Annotated in this window: 14 protein-coding genes; 9 read left to right on the forward strand and 5 right to left on the reverse strand. The window is 63.2% G+C overall.

The annotated features are described in order from the left end of the window. Nucleotides 1-24 precede the first annotated feature (24 nt). Nucleotides 25-2307: an NADP-dependent malic enzyme gene (locus PQR54_RS00075; RefSeq protein WP_408243564.1), complete on the reverse strand. Its 2283-nt coding sequence runs from the start codon at nt 2305-2307 to the stop codon at nt 25-27. A gap of 313 nt (nt 2308-2620) precedes the next feature. Beyond that, a complete protein-coding gene (locus tag PQR54_RS00080; RefSeq protein WP_408243565.1) occupies nt 2621-3853 on the reverse strand; it encodes an MFS transporter in 1233 nt (410 codons plus the stop codon). A gap of 375 nt (nt 3854-4228) precedes the next feature. On the opposite strand from PQR54_RS00080, the gene PQR54_RS00085 reads away from it, so the two are divergent. After that, nucleotides 4229-4915 carry an orotate phosphoribosyltransferase gene (locus tag PQR54_RS00085; RefSeq protein WP_408243566.1) on the forward strand — a complete coding sequence of 229 codons (687 nt, stop codon included), beginning with the start codon at nt 4229-4231 and terminating at the stop codon, nt 4913-4915. Between the two features lie 92 nt (nt 4916-5007). Here PQR54_RS00085 and PQR54_RS00090 read toward each other — a convergent pair whose 3' ends face one another. Next, on the reverse strand, nt 5008-5697 hold the full coding sequence (locus PQR54_RS00090; RefSeq protein ID WP_408243567.1) for a response regulator: 690 nt from the start codon (nt 5695-5697) through the stop codon (nt 5008-5010). Nucleotides 5698-5962: 265 nt separating this feature from the next. On the opposite strand from PQR54_RS00090, the gene PQR54_RS00095 reads away from it, so the two are divergent. The 6 genes from PQR54_RS00095 (at nt 5963) to PQR54_RS00120 (ending at nt 12817) form a co-directional block, all read left to right on the forward strand. Further along, nucleotides 5963-6565, forward strand: coding sequence for a YbhB/YbcL family Raf kinase inhibitor-like protein (locus tag PQR54_RS00095; RefSeq protein WP_408243568.1), 603 nt, complete (start codon nt 5963-5965; stop codon nt 6563-6565). Between the two features lie 223 nt (nt 6566-6788). Then, complete coding sequence (locus tag PQR54_RS00100) at nt 6789-7361, forward strand: flavodoxin family protein (RefSeq protein WP_408243569.1); 573 nt, start codon at nt 6789-6791, stop codon at nt 7359-7361. A gap of 206 nt (nt 7362-7567) precedes the next feature. Continuing rightward, nucleotides 7568-8515 (forward strand): N-acetyl-gamma-glutamyl-phosphate reductase, encoded by a 948-nt coding sequence (argC, locus tag PQR54_RS00105; RefSeq protein WP_408243570.1) that lies wholly within the window; start codon nt 7568-7570, stop codon nt 8513-8515. 491 nt (nt 8516-9006) lie between these two features. Continuing rightward, nucleotides 9007-10437, forward strand: a complete 1431-nt coding sequence (locus PQR54_RS00110; RefSeq protein ID WP_408243571.1) for a DUF2957 domain-containing protein — start codon at nt 9007-9009, stop codon at nt 10435-10437. 138 nt (nt 10438-10575) lie between these two features. Beyond that, nucleotides 10576-11820, forward strand: a complete 1245-nt coding sequence (locus tag PQR54_RS00115; RefSeq protein WP_408243572.1) for a DUF2957 domain-containing protein — start codon at nt 10576-10578, stop codon at nt 11818-11820. 172 nt (nt 11821-11992) lie between these two features. After that, complete coding sequence (locus PQR54_RS00120; protein WP_408243573.1) at nt 11993-12817, forward strand: OmpW/AlkL family protein; 825 nt, start codon at nt 11993-11995, stop codon at nt 12815-12817. A gap of 273 nt (nt 12818-13090) precedes the next feature. On the opposite strand, the gene PQR54_RS00125 is transcribed toward PQR54_RS00120, so the two are convergent. Together PQR54_RS00125 and PQR54_RS00130 are read right to left on the reverse strand one after the other, a co-directional pair. Further along, on the reverse strand, nt 13091-13726 hold the full coding sequence (locus tag PQR54_RS00125; RefSeq protein WP_408243574.1) for a LysE family translocator: 636 nt from the start codon (nt 13724-13726) through the stop codon (nt 13091-13093). Between the two features lie 89 nt (nt 13727-13815). Next, nucleotides 13816-14685 carry an NAD(P)-dependent oxidoreductase gene (locus PQR54_RS00130; protein WP_134457616.1) on the reverse strand — a complete coding sequence of 290 codons (870 nt, stop codon included), beginning with the start codon at nt 14683-14685 and terminating at the stop codon, nt 13816-13818. 94 nt (nt 14686-14779) lie between these two features. On the opposite strand from PQR54_RS00130, the gene PQR54_RS00135 reads away from it, so the two are divergent. Next, a complete protein-coding gene (locus PQR54_RS00135; protein ID WP_408243575.1) occupies nt 14780-15541 on the forward strand; it encodes a Mut7-C RNAse domain-containing protein in 762 nt (253 codons plus the stop codon). Nucleotides 15542-15669: 128 nt separating this feature from the next. Continuing rightward, the gene (locus tag PQR54_RS00140) at nt 15670-15948 is read left to right on the forward strand and encodes a hypothetical protein (RefSeq protein WP_012434605.1); all 279 of its coding nucleotides are present in this window, start codon (nt 15670-15672) and stop codon (nt 15946-15948) included. Nucleotides 15949-16022: the final 74 nt, after the last annotated feature.

Genomic DNA, 16022 nt, shown 5'->3' on the forward strand with positions numbered 1-16022 from the left:
GCTCCGATTCTCAAAGCGTCCGCATTACTTCGCGTTCACCGCCTTGCGTGCGTTGGCCGAAGCCACTGCCGTCATGTTGATGATCCGGCGCACGGTCGCAGCCGGCGTCAGGATGTGCACCGGCTTTTCCGCGCCCAGCAGGAACGGGCCGACCGTCACGCCTTCGCCGCCGATCATCTTCAGCAGGTTGTACGTGATGTTCGCCGCTTCCACATTCGGCATGATCAGCAGGTTGGCTTCACCGCTCAGCGTCGTGCCCGGGAACGCAGCCTTGCGCACCACTTCCGACAGTGCGGCATCGCCATGCATCTCACCGTCGATCTCGAGCGAGGGCGCACGTTCGACAATCAGTTTGCGAGCCGCAGCCATGCGTTGCGACGACGACGACGGCGCGCTGCCGAAGTTCGAGTTCGACAGCAACGCCACCTTCGGCGTGATACCGAACTTCTCCATCTCACCCGCGGCCAGCATCGTCATATCGGCGAGTTGCTCCGCGGTCGGCGTTTCGTTCACGTACGTATCGCAGATGAACAGATTGCGGCCCGGCAACATGAGCAGATTCATCGCGGCGAAGTTCTGCACGTTGTCCGCCTTGCCCAGCACCTGCTCGATGAACTTCAGATGCGCGTGGTACTGGCCGATCATGCCGCAGATCATGCCGTCCGCTTCGCCGAGGCGCACGAGGATCGCGCCGATCAGCGTGTTGAACTTGCGCATCGCGGCCTTCGCCACGTCCGGCGTCACGCCTTCACGCGCGCCAAGTTCGTGGTATGCCTGCCAGGATTGCTGATAGCGCGGATCGTCTTCCGGATCGACGATTTCGAAGTCGTCGCCGCACTTGAGCTTCGAGCCCATCTTCTTCAGACGCATCTCGATCACCGACGGACGACCCACCAGAATCGGCTTGGCGATCTTTTCCAGCAGCACGAATTGCGCGGCGCGCAGCACGCGCTCGTCTTCACCTTCGGCGAACACGATACGCGCCGGCTCCGACTTCGCGGCTGCGAACACCGGACGCATCACCATGCCCGTGCGATACACCGTCGTGCCGAGTTCTTCGCGATACGCGTCCATGTCCTTGATCGGACGGGTCGCCACGCCCGAATCCATCGCGGCTTGCGCGACGGCCGGCGCGATCTTGATGATCAGACGCGGATCGAACGGCTTCGGAATCAGATACTCGGGACCGAATTCCAGCGAGTGACCTTCGTACGCCTTCGCGACTTCATCGCCCTGATCGGTTTCTTCCGCGAGTTCGGCGATGGCGCGCACGCAGGCGAGCTTCATTTCTTCCGTGATCGTGGTCGCGCCGACATCCAGCGCGCCGCGGAAGATAAACGGGAAGCACAGCACGTTGTTGACCTGGTTCGGATAGTCCGAACGGCCAGTCGCGATGATGCAGTCCGGGCGAACCTTCTTGGCGTCTTCCGGGCGGATTTCCGGTTCCGGGTTCGCCAGCGCGAGAATCAGCGGCTGCGTGCCCATTTCGGCGACCATCTCCGGCTTCAGCACGCCTGCGCTCGAGCAACCGAGGAACACATCAGCGCCGCGGATCGCGTCGGCAAGCGTACGTGCTTCGGTGTTCGCCGCGTAGCGTTCCTTCGACGGATCGAGGTTGCCACGGCCTTCGTAGATCACGCCCTTGGAGTCGGTGACGAGCACGTTCTTCTTCGACAGGCCCAGATTCACCAGCAGGTCCAGACAGGCGATTGCCGCCGCACCCGCGCCCGAACAAACCAGCTTCACTTCGTCGAGCTTCTTGCCGACTACTTTCAGGCCGTTCAGGATCGCCGCCGAAGCGATGATCGCGGTGCCGTGCTGATCGTCGTGGAAGACCGGAATCTTCATACGCTCGCGCAGCTTCTTCTCGATGTAGAAGCACTCGGGCGCCTTGATGTCTTCGAGGTTGATGCCGCCGAGCGTCGGCTCGAGCATCGCGATGGCTTCGACCAGCTTGTCAGGATCGGACTCGGCGAGTTCGATGTCGAACACGTCGATGCCCGCGAACTTCTTGAAGAGACAGCCCTTGCCTTCCATCACCGGCTTCGCGGCGAGCGGTCCGATGTTGCCGAGACCGAGCACGGCCGTGCCGTTCGTGATCACGCCGACCAGGTTGCCGCGCGAGGTGTACTTCTGCGCGTCGAGCGGCTCGTCGTAGATCGCCATACAGGCCGCGGCGACGCCCGGCGAGTACGCCAGCGACAGATCGAGCTGGTTCGATAGCGGCTTGGTGGGCGTGACCGAAATCTTGCCGGGTTTCGGATTCTGGTGGTATGCGAGAGCGCTTTGCTTAAGTTGTTCGTCCATTTTTTGGCCTGCGAGACGTAAGTAATTGGGCCCGGCACACCGCACCGTCAGCGTCGCGTGCATCTATCGAATGGATAATCGATTGAGGCGGTTTTCGCTTGCGCCGGTTGGGCGCCGCGTCGAACCTCGCCGGAGGACAGGACGATGCGGAGTGCTTCGCGGGTCGGTTAGTGTACACCCCGAATGAGACGATGCACTGACTGGTTAACCATGCTCACCATCGGCGAAACAGCGCGCCGGCAATGCTGCGGCGCCGCATTCGACGGGCTTCTTGCGGCTTGTCATCCGCAGGTCATGGACACGCCGTTCGCACTCACTCGAGCTCGGCGCCGCGTCGTTCTGGAATCAGGAAAAGTGTTGCGAAGATGTCGAACAGGTAGATCGACGCGAGCAAAGCGAGCGCCGCGCCGAACGAATAGCGTGCGGCCAAGGCGCCCACCACCACCGGTCCAAAACCGCCCACCGCGCGGCCGGCATTGAACAGCACGTTCTGCGCAGTGGCGCGCGCATCGGTCGGGTAAAGCTCGGAGATCAGCGCGCCGTAACCGCCAATCATGCCGTTGACGAACACGCCCATCGCCGCGCCGCCGATCAGCAAAGCGATCGGTGTGCTCAAGTGCGCGTAGACGAACACCATCACCAGCGCGCCCACCTGATAGAACAGAAAAGTCGGCTTGCGGCCGAAGCGGTCGGCGGCGATGCCGAACAGCCAGATGCCGCACGCCATGCCTAGAATCGTCGCGGCGGTCCACAGTCCGGATTTGGTCAGCGAATAGCCGAAGGTTTTCGACAGATAGCTCGGCAGCCAGATCATCAGACCGTAGTAGCCGAAGTTCTGGACCGAACAGAGAATCGCCACGCCGATGCTTGCCCGCGTGGTGCGGCCGTCCGCCACCAGTAATTTCAGCGGCAGTTTGCGCATGCCGCGCGCCACGCGCTCGGTGAAGAGCGCCGGTTCTTCGACGCGGCGCCGCACGAAGAACGACACCACGGCCGGCAACAGCCCGAGCGCGAACATGCCGCGCCAGCCGATCACCGGCAACAGCAGCGGGGTCAGCAATGCCGCCGCCAGCACGCCGAGCTGCCATCCCAAGCCGACATACGACGACACGCGCGCCCGCTGCGACGCCGGCCATGCTTCGGCCACCAGCGTCATACCGATGCCGAACTCGCCGCCGAGCCCGATTCCGGCAATGGTCCGGTAGGCCAGCAGATCGGCATAGCCTTGCGCAAGCGCGCACAAGCCGGTGAACACGGCGAAGATCAGGATCGTCCACGTCAGCATGCGCACGCGGCCGAAATAGTCGATCAGCACGCCGAAGATCACCCCGCCCGCCACCGCGCCGATCAGCGTCCAGGTGACGAGCGAGCCCGCCTGCGTGGAGCTCAGATGCAAATCGGCGGCAATCACCGGCAGCATGAAGCCGAGGATCAGCAGATCGAAGCCGTCCATCGCGTAGCCGAGCACCGAGGCGATCAACGCGCGGCCGGCATAGCCATTTCTCACGGATTCGCGGGGGTCGGTGGCGGAAGGAGCGACGTTCATTGAAAGCAATCCGTAGGTCGAATGGGCGGCAACGGCGGCAAGCGCCCGAGAAATTCGCGTGAGTGTAAAGGTGCCCCCAGCGGCCCACAAGCGAACCAAAAAGTACTCATCGAGGCGAGCGCCCGGCGCAACGCTTCAGTCCGTGGCCAGCTCGCCCGATGCGTCCGTTATGACCGTCATTCGCCGCGGCCACGCACGACGGCCTCCTCGGAAGGGTCCGTTTCGGGTAAAATGTCGGCCTACGCGCGCAGCAAAAACCGGCCTGCACTCCACTGACCGGCCGCGTATTCCGCCCAACATGGCGCGGAATACCACGCTTGCTGCGCCACCGGGCCCCGCGCCCGCTTCTCCCCGCTCACACCCAAGGATCCGCCCATGACAGGCTTCGATCGCCAGACGATCTCCGACACGACCGCCAAAATGCTGCTCGAAGTGCAAGCCGTGCACTTTAACGCGGAGAAACCGTACATTTTCACGTCCGGCTGGGCGAGCCCGGTTTATATCGACTGCCGCAAGCTGATCTCGTATCCGCGCGTGCGCCGCGGCCTGATGGAAATGGCCGAGACCACGATTCTGCGCGACGTCGGCTATGAGCAGATCGACGCGGTCGCCGGTGGCGAAACCGCCGGCATCCCGTTCGCGGCATGGCTCTCCGATCGCCTGATGGTGCCGATGCAATACGTGCGCAAGAAGCCGAAGGGTTTCGGCCGTAACGCGCAGATCGAAGGCCTGCTGACCGAAGGTCAACGCGTGCTGCTGGTCGAAGACCTGACCACGGACAGCCGCAGCAAGATCAACTTCATCAACGCGCTGCGCACCGCCGGCGCCACGGTGAACCACTGCTTCGTGCTGTTCCACTACAACATCTTCAAGGAAAGCGTGTCGGTGCTGAAAGACATCGACGTCGATCTGCACGCGCTCGCCACGTGGTGGGACGTGTTGCGCGTCGCGAAGGGAAACAAGTACTTCGACACCAGGACGCTCGACGAAGTGGAAAAATTCCTGCACGCACCGGCTGAGTGGTCGGCTGCGCACGGCGGCGCAACCTCGACGCCGCAGTAAGCGTCGCCGCCTCGCGCGGTTCGAATAAAAAGGGCGCCCGTCTTATCGACAGGCGCCCTTTTCTATTTTTGCCTTAAGCCTTGCGTGCGACCTTAAGACGCTCCGCTAGTGTCTTCGGTTGAATGCGACGACAGGTTCAGCAAGCCATTGCTCTGCGCGTACTGGAACAACTCGGAATCCCGTTCGATGCCGAGCTTGCGCATGGCGGTGTTCTTCTGCGTGCTGATGGTCTTGATGCTGCGGTTGAGGTGCTCCGAAATCTCCTTGATCGTCATGCCCGACACGAACAGGCGCACCACTTCCAGCTCGCGCTTCGACAGCATGACTTCGTCGTTCTTACCGCCGGCATTCATGCGCAATGTATCGAGCGACGCTTTCACCGACGGGCTCATATATTCGAGGTTGCGGCTGACGTGCTGCACCGCGAGCCCAATGTGGCTGAGATCGTCCGACTTGTTGACGACGGATGTCACGCCAAGTTCGCTCAGCCGCTTGAGCAACGCGGCGTTCTCGAGCATCGTCAGGACGACGATGGGAAGCTTCGGGAAATTGCGGCGCAGATAACCGATCAGCGGCAAACCGTCGCCGTATTGACCGCCTGGCATTGCCAGATCCGTGACGAGCACGTCGCAGGCAATGGTTTGCAGCACTTTGATCAATTCGGTTGACTGTCGCGCACGCGCGACGACCTGCAAACCAGGAAACTTGAGCAAAGCCTGCTCGGCGCCGAACAGAATAACCGGATGGTCGTCAGCCACCACAACCCTGACTGGATCTTGCATTGCCCTCCCCTCGACAGATAAACCACTCTGCAAAACTTCCGACATGTCTTATGTATTCTTGCTTCTGAAACGGGTGAGGGCGCGGGCTGTCTCCGCGCGGAAAATTCCTCCGACTATAGCCGATTCTGGTCCGCAAATTCCAGCGGACCGCGACAATGATGCGTCGTAGAGCTAATGTTAGACTTGAATCGACCTTGAGGCACAAAATAGGGACAATAACCATCGCGAGGACAACCGCCTCGCGCCCTCACAGGAGAACCGGCACATGCGCTCGCGTTGCCTGGTTGTTTCGATTGCTTCGCCGTTCCGCCGTCTGCCGTCGTTCCCCTGCGCCATGCTGGGTCTCGCCCTATTGGCTGCGCACGGGCCTCATGCTCTTGCCGAAGGCGCGTTTGCGCTGACGAGCGCCAGCTTCCGCGCGGGCGGCACCGTAGCGGACGCTCAGGTTTTCAATCAGGACGACTGCAAAGGCGGCAACCGCTCACCGCAACTTTCCTGGCACGACGCGCCGCCCGGCACGCGCGGCTTCGCGGTCACCATGTTCGATCAGGATGCGCCGGGCCGCGGCTGGTGGCACTGGTCGGTGGCCGGCATTCCGGCGACCGTCACCAGCTTGCCGGAGAATGCGAGTTCTTCCGGTTTCCTCAGCAAACTTGGTGCGGTGGAGGCGCGCAACGACTTCGATACCGACGGCTATGGCGGGCCCTGTCCGCCGCCGGGCAAACCGCATCGCTACGTCATTACCGTTTATGCGCTCAGCACCGTCGACCTGCGTCTCGCGCAAGGCCGTCCCGCGCTGATGTTCGATCATGAGATCGGCACCGCCACGCTCGGCTTTGCGCGGATGGTGGTCAATTACGGGCGTTGATTTCGCGTATCGCGGCACAGCGCAGCGGGGCGCATGCAAACCGCGCCGGCGCGGGCTGGCGTACGGCTTGCGTCCTATTGCCGCCCACGCGGAGATTCCTGTCATCCGCGCACGCTAATGTGCGGCGCGGCCGTGTGCGACGTGCTCGACGCCGGCGCGCCGCTGCAGGTGCGCACCACGACCGTGCCCGACCCATCGTCTTTTCACTTTGCTGGAGCGTCTCATGTCGAAGATCGTCATCGTTTATCACAGCGGCTACGGCCACACGAAGAAGGCCGCCGAGTCCGTACTGGCGGGCGCCCTCGAAGCCGGCGCGGACGCGAAACTGATGCCGGTCGGCGAGATCGACGATGCAGCCTGGGCCGAACTGGCCGCCGCCGACGCCATCATCTTCGGTGCGCCGACCTACATGGGCGGCCCCTCCGCCGACTTCAAGAAATTCGCCGATGCAAGCTCGAAGCCGTGGCTCGAGCAGGCGTGGAAGGACAAGATCGCGGCCGGCTTCACCAACTCCGCTACCATGAACGGCGACAAGTTCTCGACGATCCAGTACTTCGTCACGCTGGCCATGCAGCACGGCATGATCTGGGCGGGCACCGGCATGATGCCGTCCAACACCAAGGCGGCGACCCGCAACGACCTGAACTATGTGGGCGGCTCGACCGGCCTGCTCACGCAGTCACCGGCCGACGCTTCGCCGGAAGAAGCACCGCCGCCCGGTGATCTCGAAACGGCGCGGATGTTCGGCGCACGCGTAGCCGCGGTCACGGCGCGCTGGATCGCCGGGGCGCGCTAACGCGCGGACTGCCGCGATCCGGCCGGCATCGGCTTGCATCTGCCTCACAATGGGTCACGCCGATGTCATGTTCGGCGCGCATCGTCGTTTTTTCACCCCTTTTTCACCCCTTTTTCACCCCTTTTGCACGCCCGGCGCCGTCACGTCTTAAAATGACGTTCCAGCGCGGTGTCGCGCCCCGTTTCCAGCAAGCCAGTGAGAGCGAGATGAGCACGAAAGTTTTTGTCGACGGACAGGAAGGCACGACCGGCCTGAAGATTTTTGAATACCTGTCGCAACGCGCCGACGTAGAGATCTTGCGTATCGAAGAAGCGAAGCGCAAAGACCTCGAAGAGCGCCGTCGTCTCATCAACGCGTCGGACGTCACGTTCCTGTGCCTGCCGGATGTCGCCTCGCGCGAATCCGCTTCGCTGGTCGAGAACGATCGCACCGTCCTGATCGATGCCAGCACCGCGTTCCGCACCTCCGCCGACTGGGCTTACGGCCTGCCCGAACTGGCCCGCTCGCAACGCGAGCGTCTGCGCACGGCGAAACGCATTGCCGTGCCGGGCTGCCATGCGTCAGCCTTCGTGCTCGCCATGCGTCCGCTGGTCGAAGCCGGCGTGGTGGCGCCTGAGTTCGCCGCGCACGCTTACTCGATCACCGGCTACAGCGGCGGCGGCAAGAAAATGATTGCCGACTACGAAGCCGGCGGCAACGACAAGCTCAAGAGCCCGCGTCCGTACGCGCTCGGTCTCACGCACAAGCATCTGCCGGAAATGGCCGCGCATACGGGCCTGAAGTCGGCGCCGATCTTTACGCCGATCGTCGGCGACTTTTATAAGGGTCTGGCGGTCACCACCTTCTTCTCGCCGAACCAGTTGGCCAAGAAAGCCACGCCGCAAGACGTGCAGGCGCTGTTCGCCGAGTACTACGCGGGCGAGGCGTTCGTGCACGTCGCACCGTTCGACGTGGAAGCGAACCTCGACAGCGGCTTCTTCGACGTGCAGGCGAACAACGACACGAACCGGGTCGACCTGTTCGTGTTCGGCAATGAAGAACGCTTCGTGACCGTCGCGCGTCTGGACAACCTGGGCAAGGGCGCGTCGGGCGCGGCGATCCAGTGCATGAACCTCGCGATCGGCGCCGCTGAGGAAAGCGGCTTGAAACGCTAATCCAGCTCGCAATTGCGGACGGTATTTCGCCGTCAATCAAATGAAAGGCCGGTCTGCAAAAGACCGGCCTTTTGTTTTAAATGCGCGCCACTCAAAATTCCCTCTCCCCGATTAATCAGTAGTAGCCCGTATTTCTTAAAAAATAAAATCGGACTACTCGATAAATCCCCGGTAATTCATTCCTGATGTCGGCGTATGGCGCACAGTTTTCCGCATAGGGAAACTCCGGATTTTTTCGCGAACGGTCGTTCGCAGATGATAGAGCCATTTTGCTCGAAGGCTTACCTGGCAAGGGAGTGCGGCGAAGCAACGTTGCCGGCTGCCAGCCGAAAAATCCTTTTTTGTTTAAAAGGCTGGCAGATGTCCACGCCGTGCGCGGGCGGCAATAAATGCGCTGTTTGAATCGGTCTTTTTAGACGGCTCATTCAATTGACAGCCATTATCCGCGCAGCGAAATTAGCTCGCACAATTACATGAAGGGAGACAGCTGCATGTCGCACGCCATTACTCGAGGCCTCGCGCTGGCCATTGCCACAGCCCCATTCCTGATCGCTTGCGGCGGCGGTAAGGCCGACAATCCAGGCGCGATCAACGCACCGCAATGTTCGGGCGCGAGCTGCGGCGTGCAAGGTCCGCCCGCCTCGGGCGCCGGCGCAGCGGCGTTGTGCCCGGCAACCGCCGACATCGTCAAGAGCACCTTCCTGGGTGGCGCGGGTAGCGGCGAAGTGGTGCAACTGAACATCGACGCAACGGCGATGACGTACACGCTGAAGTGGCTCAAGTCGCCGATCCCGCTGACCAGCGCCGATGTCACGATCACGCGCGAAGGCACTCAGATTACCGGCGCGGTAATTCATCCGCCGACCGGCACGCTGCCGACCGCGGAGCAAACGCGTTGCGCATTCATTCTCGGCAAAGGCACCGGCACCGCGCCTGCCAACGGCACGACCTACACGACGCCCGACTTCGTCAACAACCCGAACCCGCCGATGATCCTGGTCGGCCAGGGAGTGGCCGGTGGCGGCATTCCGGGCGCGACCGTCGAGTACGACGGGCTGACCATCATTCCCGGCATCATCGATCACGTCGGCGCAGTCCCCAACCGGCACTTCGATTTCTATCCGTTCCTCGGCTTCGCCAGCACGACGAACGACGTCACCAAGCTGGCCGGCACTTACAACGGTCTGCTGTATCACCTGGTGCCGTCGGGCTCGTACGCGGCGACCGCCACCAACACGGTCGAAACCTTCGACGCGGCCGGCAACTGCACGGGCTCCAATCCGGCGAACGCGGCCTTTACGCCGAGTTCGAGCGGCTGCCTGACGACCGGCACGGCGTGGACCGCCAACAGCAGCGGTTATTTCGACAGCCAGAACGCGCCGCAGATCGGTACGCAACTCAAGCTGCCGCCGCTGAATCAACCGAGCGGCGTGTCCGCGTCGGCGCACATGATTCTCGGCCAGATCAACGGCGCCACGGTGCCGCTCGTGATCCGCACCGGCTCCGTGAATCTGGGCACCCCCCCGCTGCACCTTGACGCCAAGGTCGACGACGAGTCCGGCATCGCCATGCTCGCCGCCGCCACACCGCTTGCCTCCGGCGGCTTCGACGGCGGCTACGTGGGCGCCGACTCCAACTTCAAGTACACCGCGGCGTTGATCCAGGGCGGCGTCGGCACCTTCATCAATCCGTCGACTTCCGCAGGGGAAGACGGCTTCGGCCTGGGCTACGCGTTGCCGAGTCCGGGACTGGTCGGTGTCCAGCAGGCCAACGGTCAACAAGGACTCGCGATCGCTTCGGGCGGCCTGTATGCGATCGAGATTCAAGGGACCGTCAATGGCGGCGTAGCGCCGACGTCGCAACTCAGCAGCACGGCTTCGAGCGCGCCGTACTTCGGCATCGGAGCGCAGATCAGCAAGTAGATCTCGCAAATGAGTCACGCAAATGAGTCATGCGAGTAAGCCACAGCGGACCGGCAGTGGGTCGTGCGAGAGACAAATAGCAAAAAGGTGGCGGGACTGGGAGCCGGCCACACACAACGAGAAAATTCTGGAGGCGGTATGAATTGGAGAATCCTTTCGGTGCTCGCTCTTGCTGCACCGTTGCTGGGGGCATGCGGTGGTGGCGGCGGAGGCGACGGACCGGTGACGGAAGTCCGGCTGTGTCCGGCGTCGCTGGACTACAGCACGGTGTTCACGGGCGGCGGCGGTGACGGCGAACTGGTGAAGCTGCAACTCGATACGACCAAGATGACCTGGCAGGTGAATTACATCGAGTCGCCGATCCCCGCGACCACCGGCACCGTCGTCCCGACGCGCGCGGGCCAGTCCGCCAGCGGCACGCTGACTCAGGAAACTCTCCTGCCGACGAACAAGCTGAACCAGTGCGCGTTCCGCCTGAACGGCGCGAGTCTCGATCCGAATCGTCCGGCGCGGATTTTCGTCGGCGAAGGCGTGGCGGGCGGCACGATCCCGGGCGCCGAGATTTCGTTCGGCGGCATTCTCGGCGTGGGCGCCGTGCCGGATACCAAGTTTCCGTACTACCCGTTCATCGGCTTCTCGTCGATTGAAACGAATCTCGCGAACGTGGCCGGCACGTACAACCAGCTCGGCTATCACCAGGTGCCGTCGCAAAACTTCGCGCCGGTCGCGGTCGATTCGAAGATCACGATCAACGCGGACGGCACGTGGACCGAGTGCGACAACTCCGGCGTCAACGCCGGCAAATGTCAGCAGCCGGGCGGCAACTTTGCGCCGGCGGCGGACGGCAGTGGCGCGTTCCAGACCAACAACTTCCTCGGCCAGGCTAAACCGACGCTCGCGGCGACTCCGGAAGCGCGCGGCTACATGATCGTCGGCAAGCTGCGCAACCAGCTCGTGCCGATCCTGGTGCGCACGGGCGCGGCGAACTCGTCGGTGACCGTGCCACAAAACGGCGCGCTCGGCCCGTACGCCGACGACGAGTCGGGCATCTCGATTCTGGCGCCGCAAAGCGCGATCACGGTGAACTCGCAGAACGGGGAGTACATCGGCGTGGATAGCCAGTTCGACTACCGCACCACCGCGCTCGAAGGCACCGAGGCCACGCTGCTCGATCCGTTCAACGCCTCGCAGGCATCGCTCGCGACGGCGCTGAATCTGGACTTCACGCAAGCTGTGCCGGGCGTGGTGACGACAACGAAAGTGGGCGCTTCCACCGGCACCACGCCGACCGGAAAGATGATCTTCACGGGTGGCGTGTTCGGCTACCTCGATCTGACCAACGCGGCCTCACCGTACTTCACGATCGGCGCCTTCGTCCAGTAACGGAGGCAGCACGCGCTCGCCAATCCGCAACGTGGCGTTCGCGTCCCGGCTGCTGCGCAGCGTCACGCGCGGCAGCCGGTGCCCAACGAATATGCAGCGCGCCGGCGTGGTCGCGAATCCGCCGCCGCTTGCCGCGCGCGATGAGCTTCAGCCGCGCCTCAGGAGGAACAAGATGAAAAAAATCTATTTCGCGTTACTGGCCGCCTGCCTGTCCGCCAGCGCGCACGCCCAGCATGCGGGCGACAACGTCGCCGTGCTCGGCTGGTTTCACGTGATGCCGCAGGATTCGAGCTCGCCGCTCACCACCAATGTCGCGCCGACGCCGATCAACACGCCGCTGCGTCTGCCGAATTCTTTCACCTCGGCCGGCACGAGTTTGTCCACGAATAGCGCCAACACCGTCGGCCTGGTCTTCAGCCACTACCTCACCGATCACATCGCCGTGACGACGGTGGCGGGCGTGCCGCCGGTCTTCAAGATCTATGGGCACGGCACCATCAAGCCACCGGGACCGGCAGGCGCACTCGGCCAGCAGGATCTGGGCGATCCGCAAGCCAACCCGATCGTCAAAAGCGTGCGCCAATGGAGCCCGGCGCTGCTGTTTCAGTACTACTTCAATGCTCCGACCGCGCATTTTCGGCCGTTTGTCGGCATCGGCGTGTCGTATAACTGGTTCTCCGACGTTCAGCTGGGCCAGAACTTCGTCCAGTCGACGCAAAACAACCTCGGCGCGGTGCTGGCCGCCGGCGCAGGCAAGCCGGGGCAGACGCAGGTGTCGGCGAAAGCGTCGTCGTCCTGGGCGCCGGTGTTCAACGCGGGCCTTGCGTACAACATCACCGATCATTGGGGCCTCGTGGCATCGGTCACCTACATTCCGCTGAAGACGACCTCGTCGGTCATCATCAAGGCGGCGGACGGCACGGAACTGGGCGTGTCGAAGGCGGAACTGAAGGCCGACCCGATCATTTCGTTCCTCGCCGTCTCCTACAAGTTCTGAGTTCGGTCCTGACGCAACAAAGCCGGCGGCCCTGCGCAAGGGACAGCCGGCTTTGTCTTTTCTGGGGAACTGGAAATTCGAGGCAAAAAAAAGCCCGCCTAAGTTGGCGGGCTGAATCCATATCAGAGGAGACATGGAGGAGACAAGACAAACTATAGCAAACCGCTTGGTGCGGCGCAACATGCAAATTAGGGTAGACCCTCTCTGTTGCAAATACGCAACAATCCGCCAAATGTCTTGCCGTCTCCGTTGACGTGGCGCTGCGGCTCGCGCTCAGTGGCGCACCAGCGCCATCATCGCGCCGAAGCCGACGAACACGCCGCCCGTCAGCCGATTGAACATCCGGGCGACGCTGCGGCTCTTCAATTTCGCGCCGATGCGCGTGCCGAATCCCGCGTACACCAGATACCAGCTCACCTCGATCACGGCGAACGTGGCGACGAGCACGCCGAACTGCGGCAGCTTGGGCTGCGCGGCGTCGATGAATTGCGGCAGCAGCGCCGCGGCGAACAGGATCGCCTTGGGATTGCTGCCCGCCACCAGAAAACCGTTGCGAAACAACGCGAAGCGCGAGCGCACGGGCTTCGCGGCGAGCTCGTCGGCATTGCCGGCGGCGGCTTCGTCAGCCGGCGCGCGCCACGCCTTGATGCCGAGATACACGAGGTAAGCGGCGCCGATCATCCGCAGCGCGTTGAACATGGCCGGCCACGCCTCGAGGAACACGCCGAGACCCGCCGCCGACACCGCCAGCATCAGCACCAGCGCCGACAGGCAACCCGCCATGGTCGCACTGGAGCGGCGCAAGCCGTGCTGGGCGCCGTGCGTCATCACGAGCAGCATGTTCGGACCGGGGATTGCGGAAACAACGAAGACAGTGGCGACGAATAGCCACCAGGTATGCAGACTCATGGGAATCAGGTGGGATAAGGGATCGGGCGGCTATTATGCCCGCCCGCGTCCTTCCGTGCCGCCGGTCAGTTGCTTTCAGCTTTTAGCTTTTAGCGCCCGGCTCGCCGCGCGGCGACCTGGCCCAGCACAGCGAAATCCTTCTCGCCGTCGCCATGGGCCACGGCTTCGATCAGGCTGTCGCGCACCACGCTGGCGATCGGCAGCGGCGTCGTCACGGCGTCGGCAGCAGCCAGCGCGAGGCGAATGTCTTTCAGACCGAGGCGCGCCTTGAACAGCGCAGGCTCGTAGCGCTGCTCCGCGATCAGCTTGCCGTAGCCGGAATAGACCGGCCCCGGGAACAGGCCGCTCGTGATCACATCGAGGAAATCCTGCATGGCGACGCCGTGCCCGGTCACCAGCGTGGCCGCTTCGCCGAGCGTTTCGACGGCCGCGCCGAGCATGAAGTTGGCGGCGAGTTTCATGACGTTCGCCTGCTGCGGCAGCGAACCGATGCGCCAGGTCTTCTGGCCGATCACGTCGAAAATCGGCTGCACGCGGTCGATCGATTCAGCCGGCCCGCCCGCCACGATCGTCAGCTTGCCCGCCGCCGCGACGTCGGGCCGGCCCAACACCGGCGCGGCGACGTAGTTGACGCCGCGCGACGCGTGCGCCGTCGCCAGTTCTTCGGCCAGCGCCACCGAGATCGTCGCCATGTTCACGTGGATCAGCCCGCGCGGAGCGTGTTCCAGCAACGAAGCGGTGATGACCTCGCGCAAGGCGCTATCGTCGGCGAGCATGGAGAACACGGCGTCGCCCGCAAACGCTTCGGCCGGCGTCGCGACGACCCGCGCGCCTGCGTCGGCGAGCGGCTGCGCGCGCTCCGGTGAGCGGTTCCACACGCGCACCTGATGCCCAGCTTTCAACATGTTTGCAACCATCGCGGCGCCCATCTCGCCGAGACCGATAAAACCGATGTCCATCTGTCGCTCCGTCTTCTAAAGAACTGGAAGTAAAACACACCCATGCGACACGTGCAGGACAGCGCACAAAGAAACACGGTGCGATACTGCGGTGATGGTGACCGCGACATTCCGCTTCTACGAGGAGCTGAACGATTTTCTCGCCCGGCCGCTGCGCCGGCGCGCGTTCACCTACGCCTGCGCGCCGGGCGCCACCGCAAAGCACATGATCGAAGCGCTCGGCGTGCCGCATACCGAGGTCGAACTGATTCTGGTCAACGGCGAGTCGGTCGGTTTCAATCATCCTCTTGCGGACGGCGATCGCGTAGCCGTCTATCCGAAGTTTGAAGCGCTCGATATCCAGCCGCTCCTGCGCGTGCGCGAACGTCCGCTGCGCGTGGTGCGTTTCATCGCCGACGCGCATCTGGGCGGTCTCGCGCCGCTTCTGCGGCTCGCCGGCTTCGATACGCTATACGACAACCACTACCCCGACGCCGACATCGAAGCGCTCGCCGCCGCGCAGCAGCGCATCGTCCTGACACGCGACCGTGAGTTATTGAAACGCCGCAGCATCACGCATGGCTGCTACATTCGCACGCTCAGGCCGCGCGAACAATTGCGCGAAGTGTTTGAACGGCTTGATCTGGCCGGCAGCGCGCAACCGTTCCGCTTATGCCTGATGTGCAATGTGCCGCTGCGGCGCATTCCCAAGGAAGAAGTCGGCACCCGTGCGCCCGACGGCGTGCTGGAACGGCATGCGCAATTCGTTACCTGCGATGTGTGCCGCCGCGTGTTCTGGGAAGGCACGCACTGGCAAAGAATGCGCGCGCTGATGGACAGCGTGGCTGCCGCGCCGGGCCAGTCCGTGCGAACCTAAATCGACTTTCATCCCGGGTTCGAATACGCGTGCCAACCGTGCGCGCGGAACCCAAACGCCGCGCGCTCGCGCGACGTCCGGCGCGGTGCGTACAATGCGGGATTACTTATCTGGCAGAGGCCTTCCGAATGGCGATGAAAAAAACCGACCTTGAAAAGAACAAGGCACTCAAGCTGAACAACGCAATGAAGCTGTCGACCGCCGACCGTTTCGGCAAAGCCGCCGCGGCCGAACCGAAGCTCGATCGCCGCGAACAGCGCAAGCTCGATCAGGCGCAGGGCCTCGTCGCGTTTGCGTGCAAGCTGAACGGCGATCTGGTGACCGAACTGAAAGAGCGCGCCGCAACTCACCCCGAAGGCATGACCGGTCTGCTGAACGAAGTCATCAAACGCGGCCTTGCCGGCTGATCACCGCAACAAAGCTGTCTCAAATGCAAAAAGGCCAGAGCTCGTGCTCTGGCCTTTTTGCTTGCAACGCCTTC

The organism is Paraburkholderia phytofirmans, assembly GCF_046028095.1.
Taxonomy (GTDB): domain Bacteria; phylum Pseudomonadota; class Gammaproteobacteria; order Burkholderiales; family Burkholderiaceae; genus Paraburkholderia; species Paraburkholderia phytofirmans_A.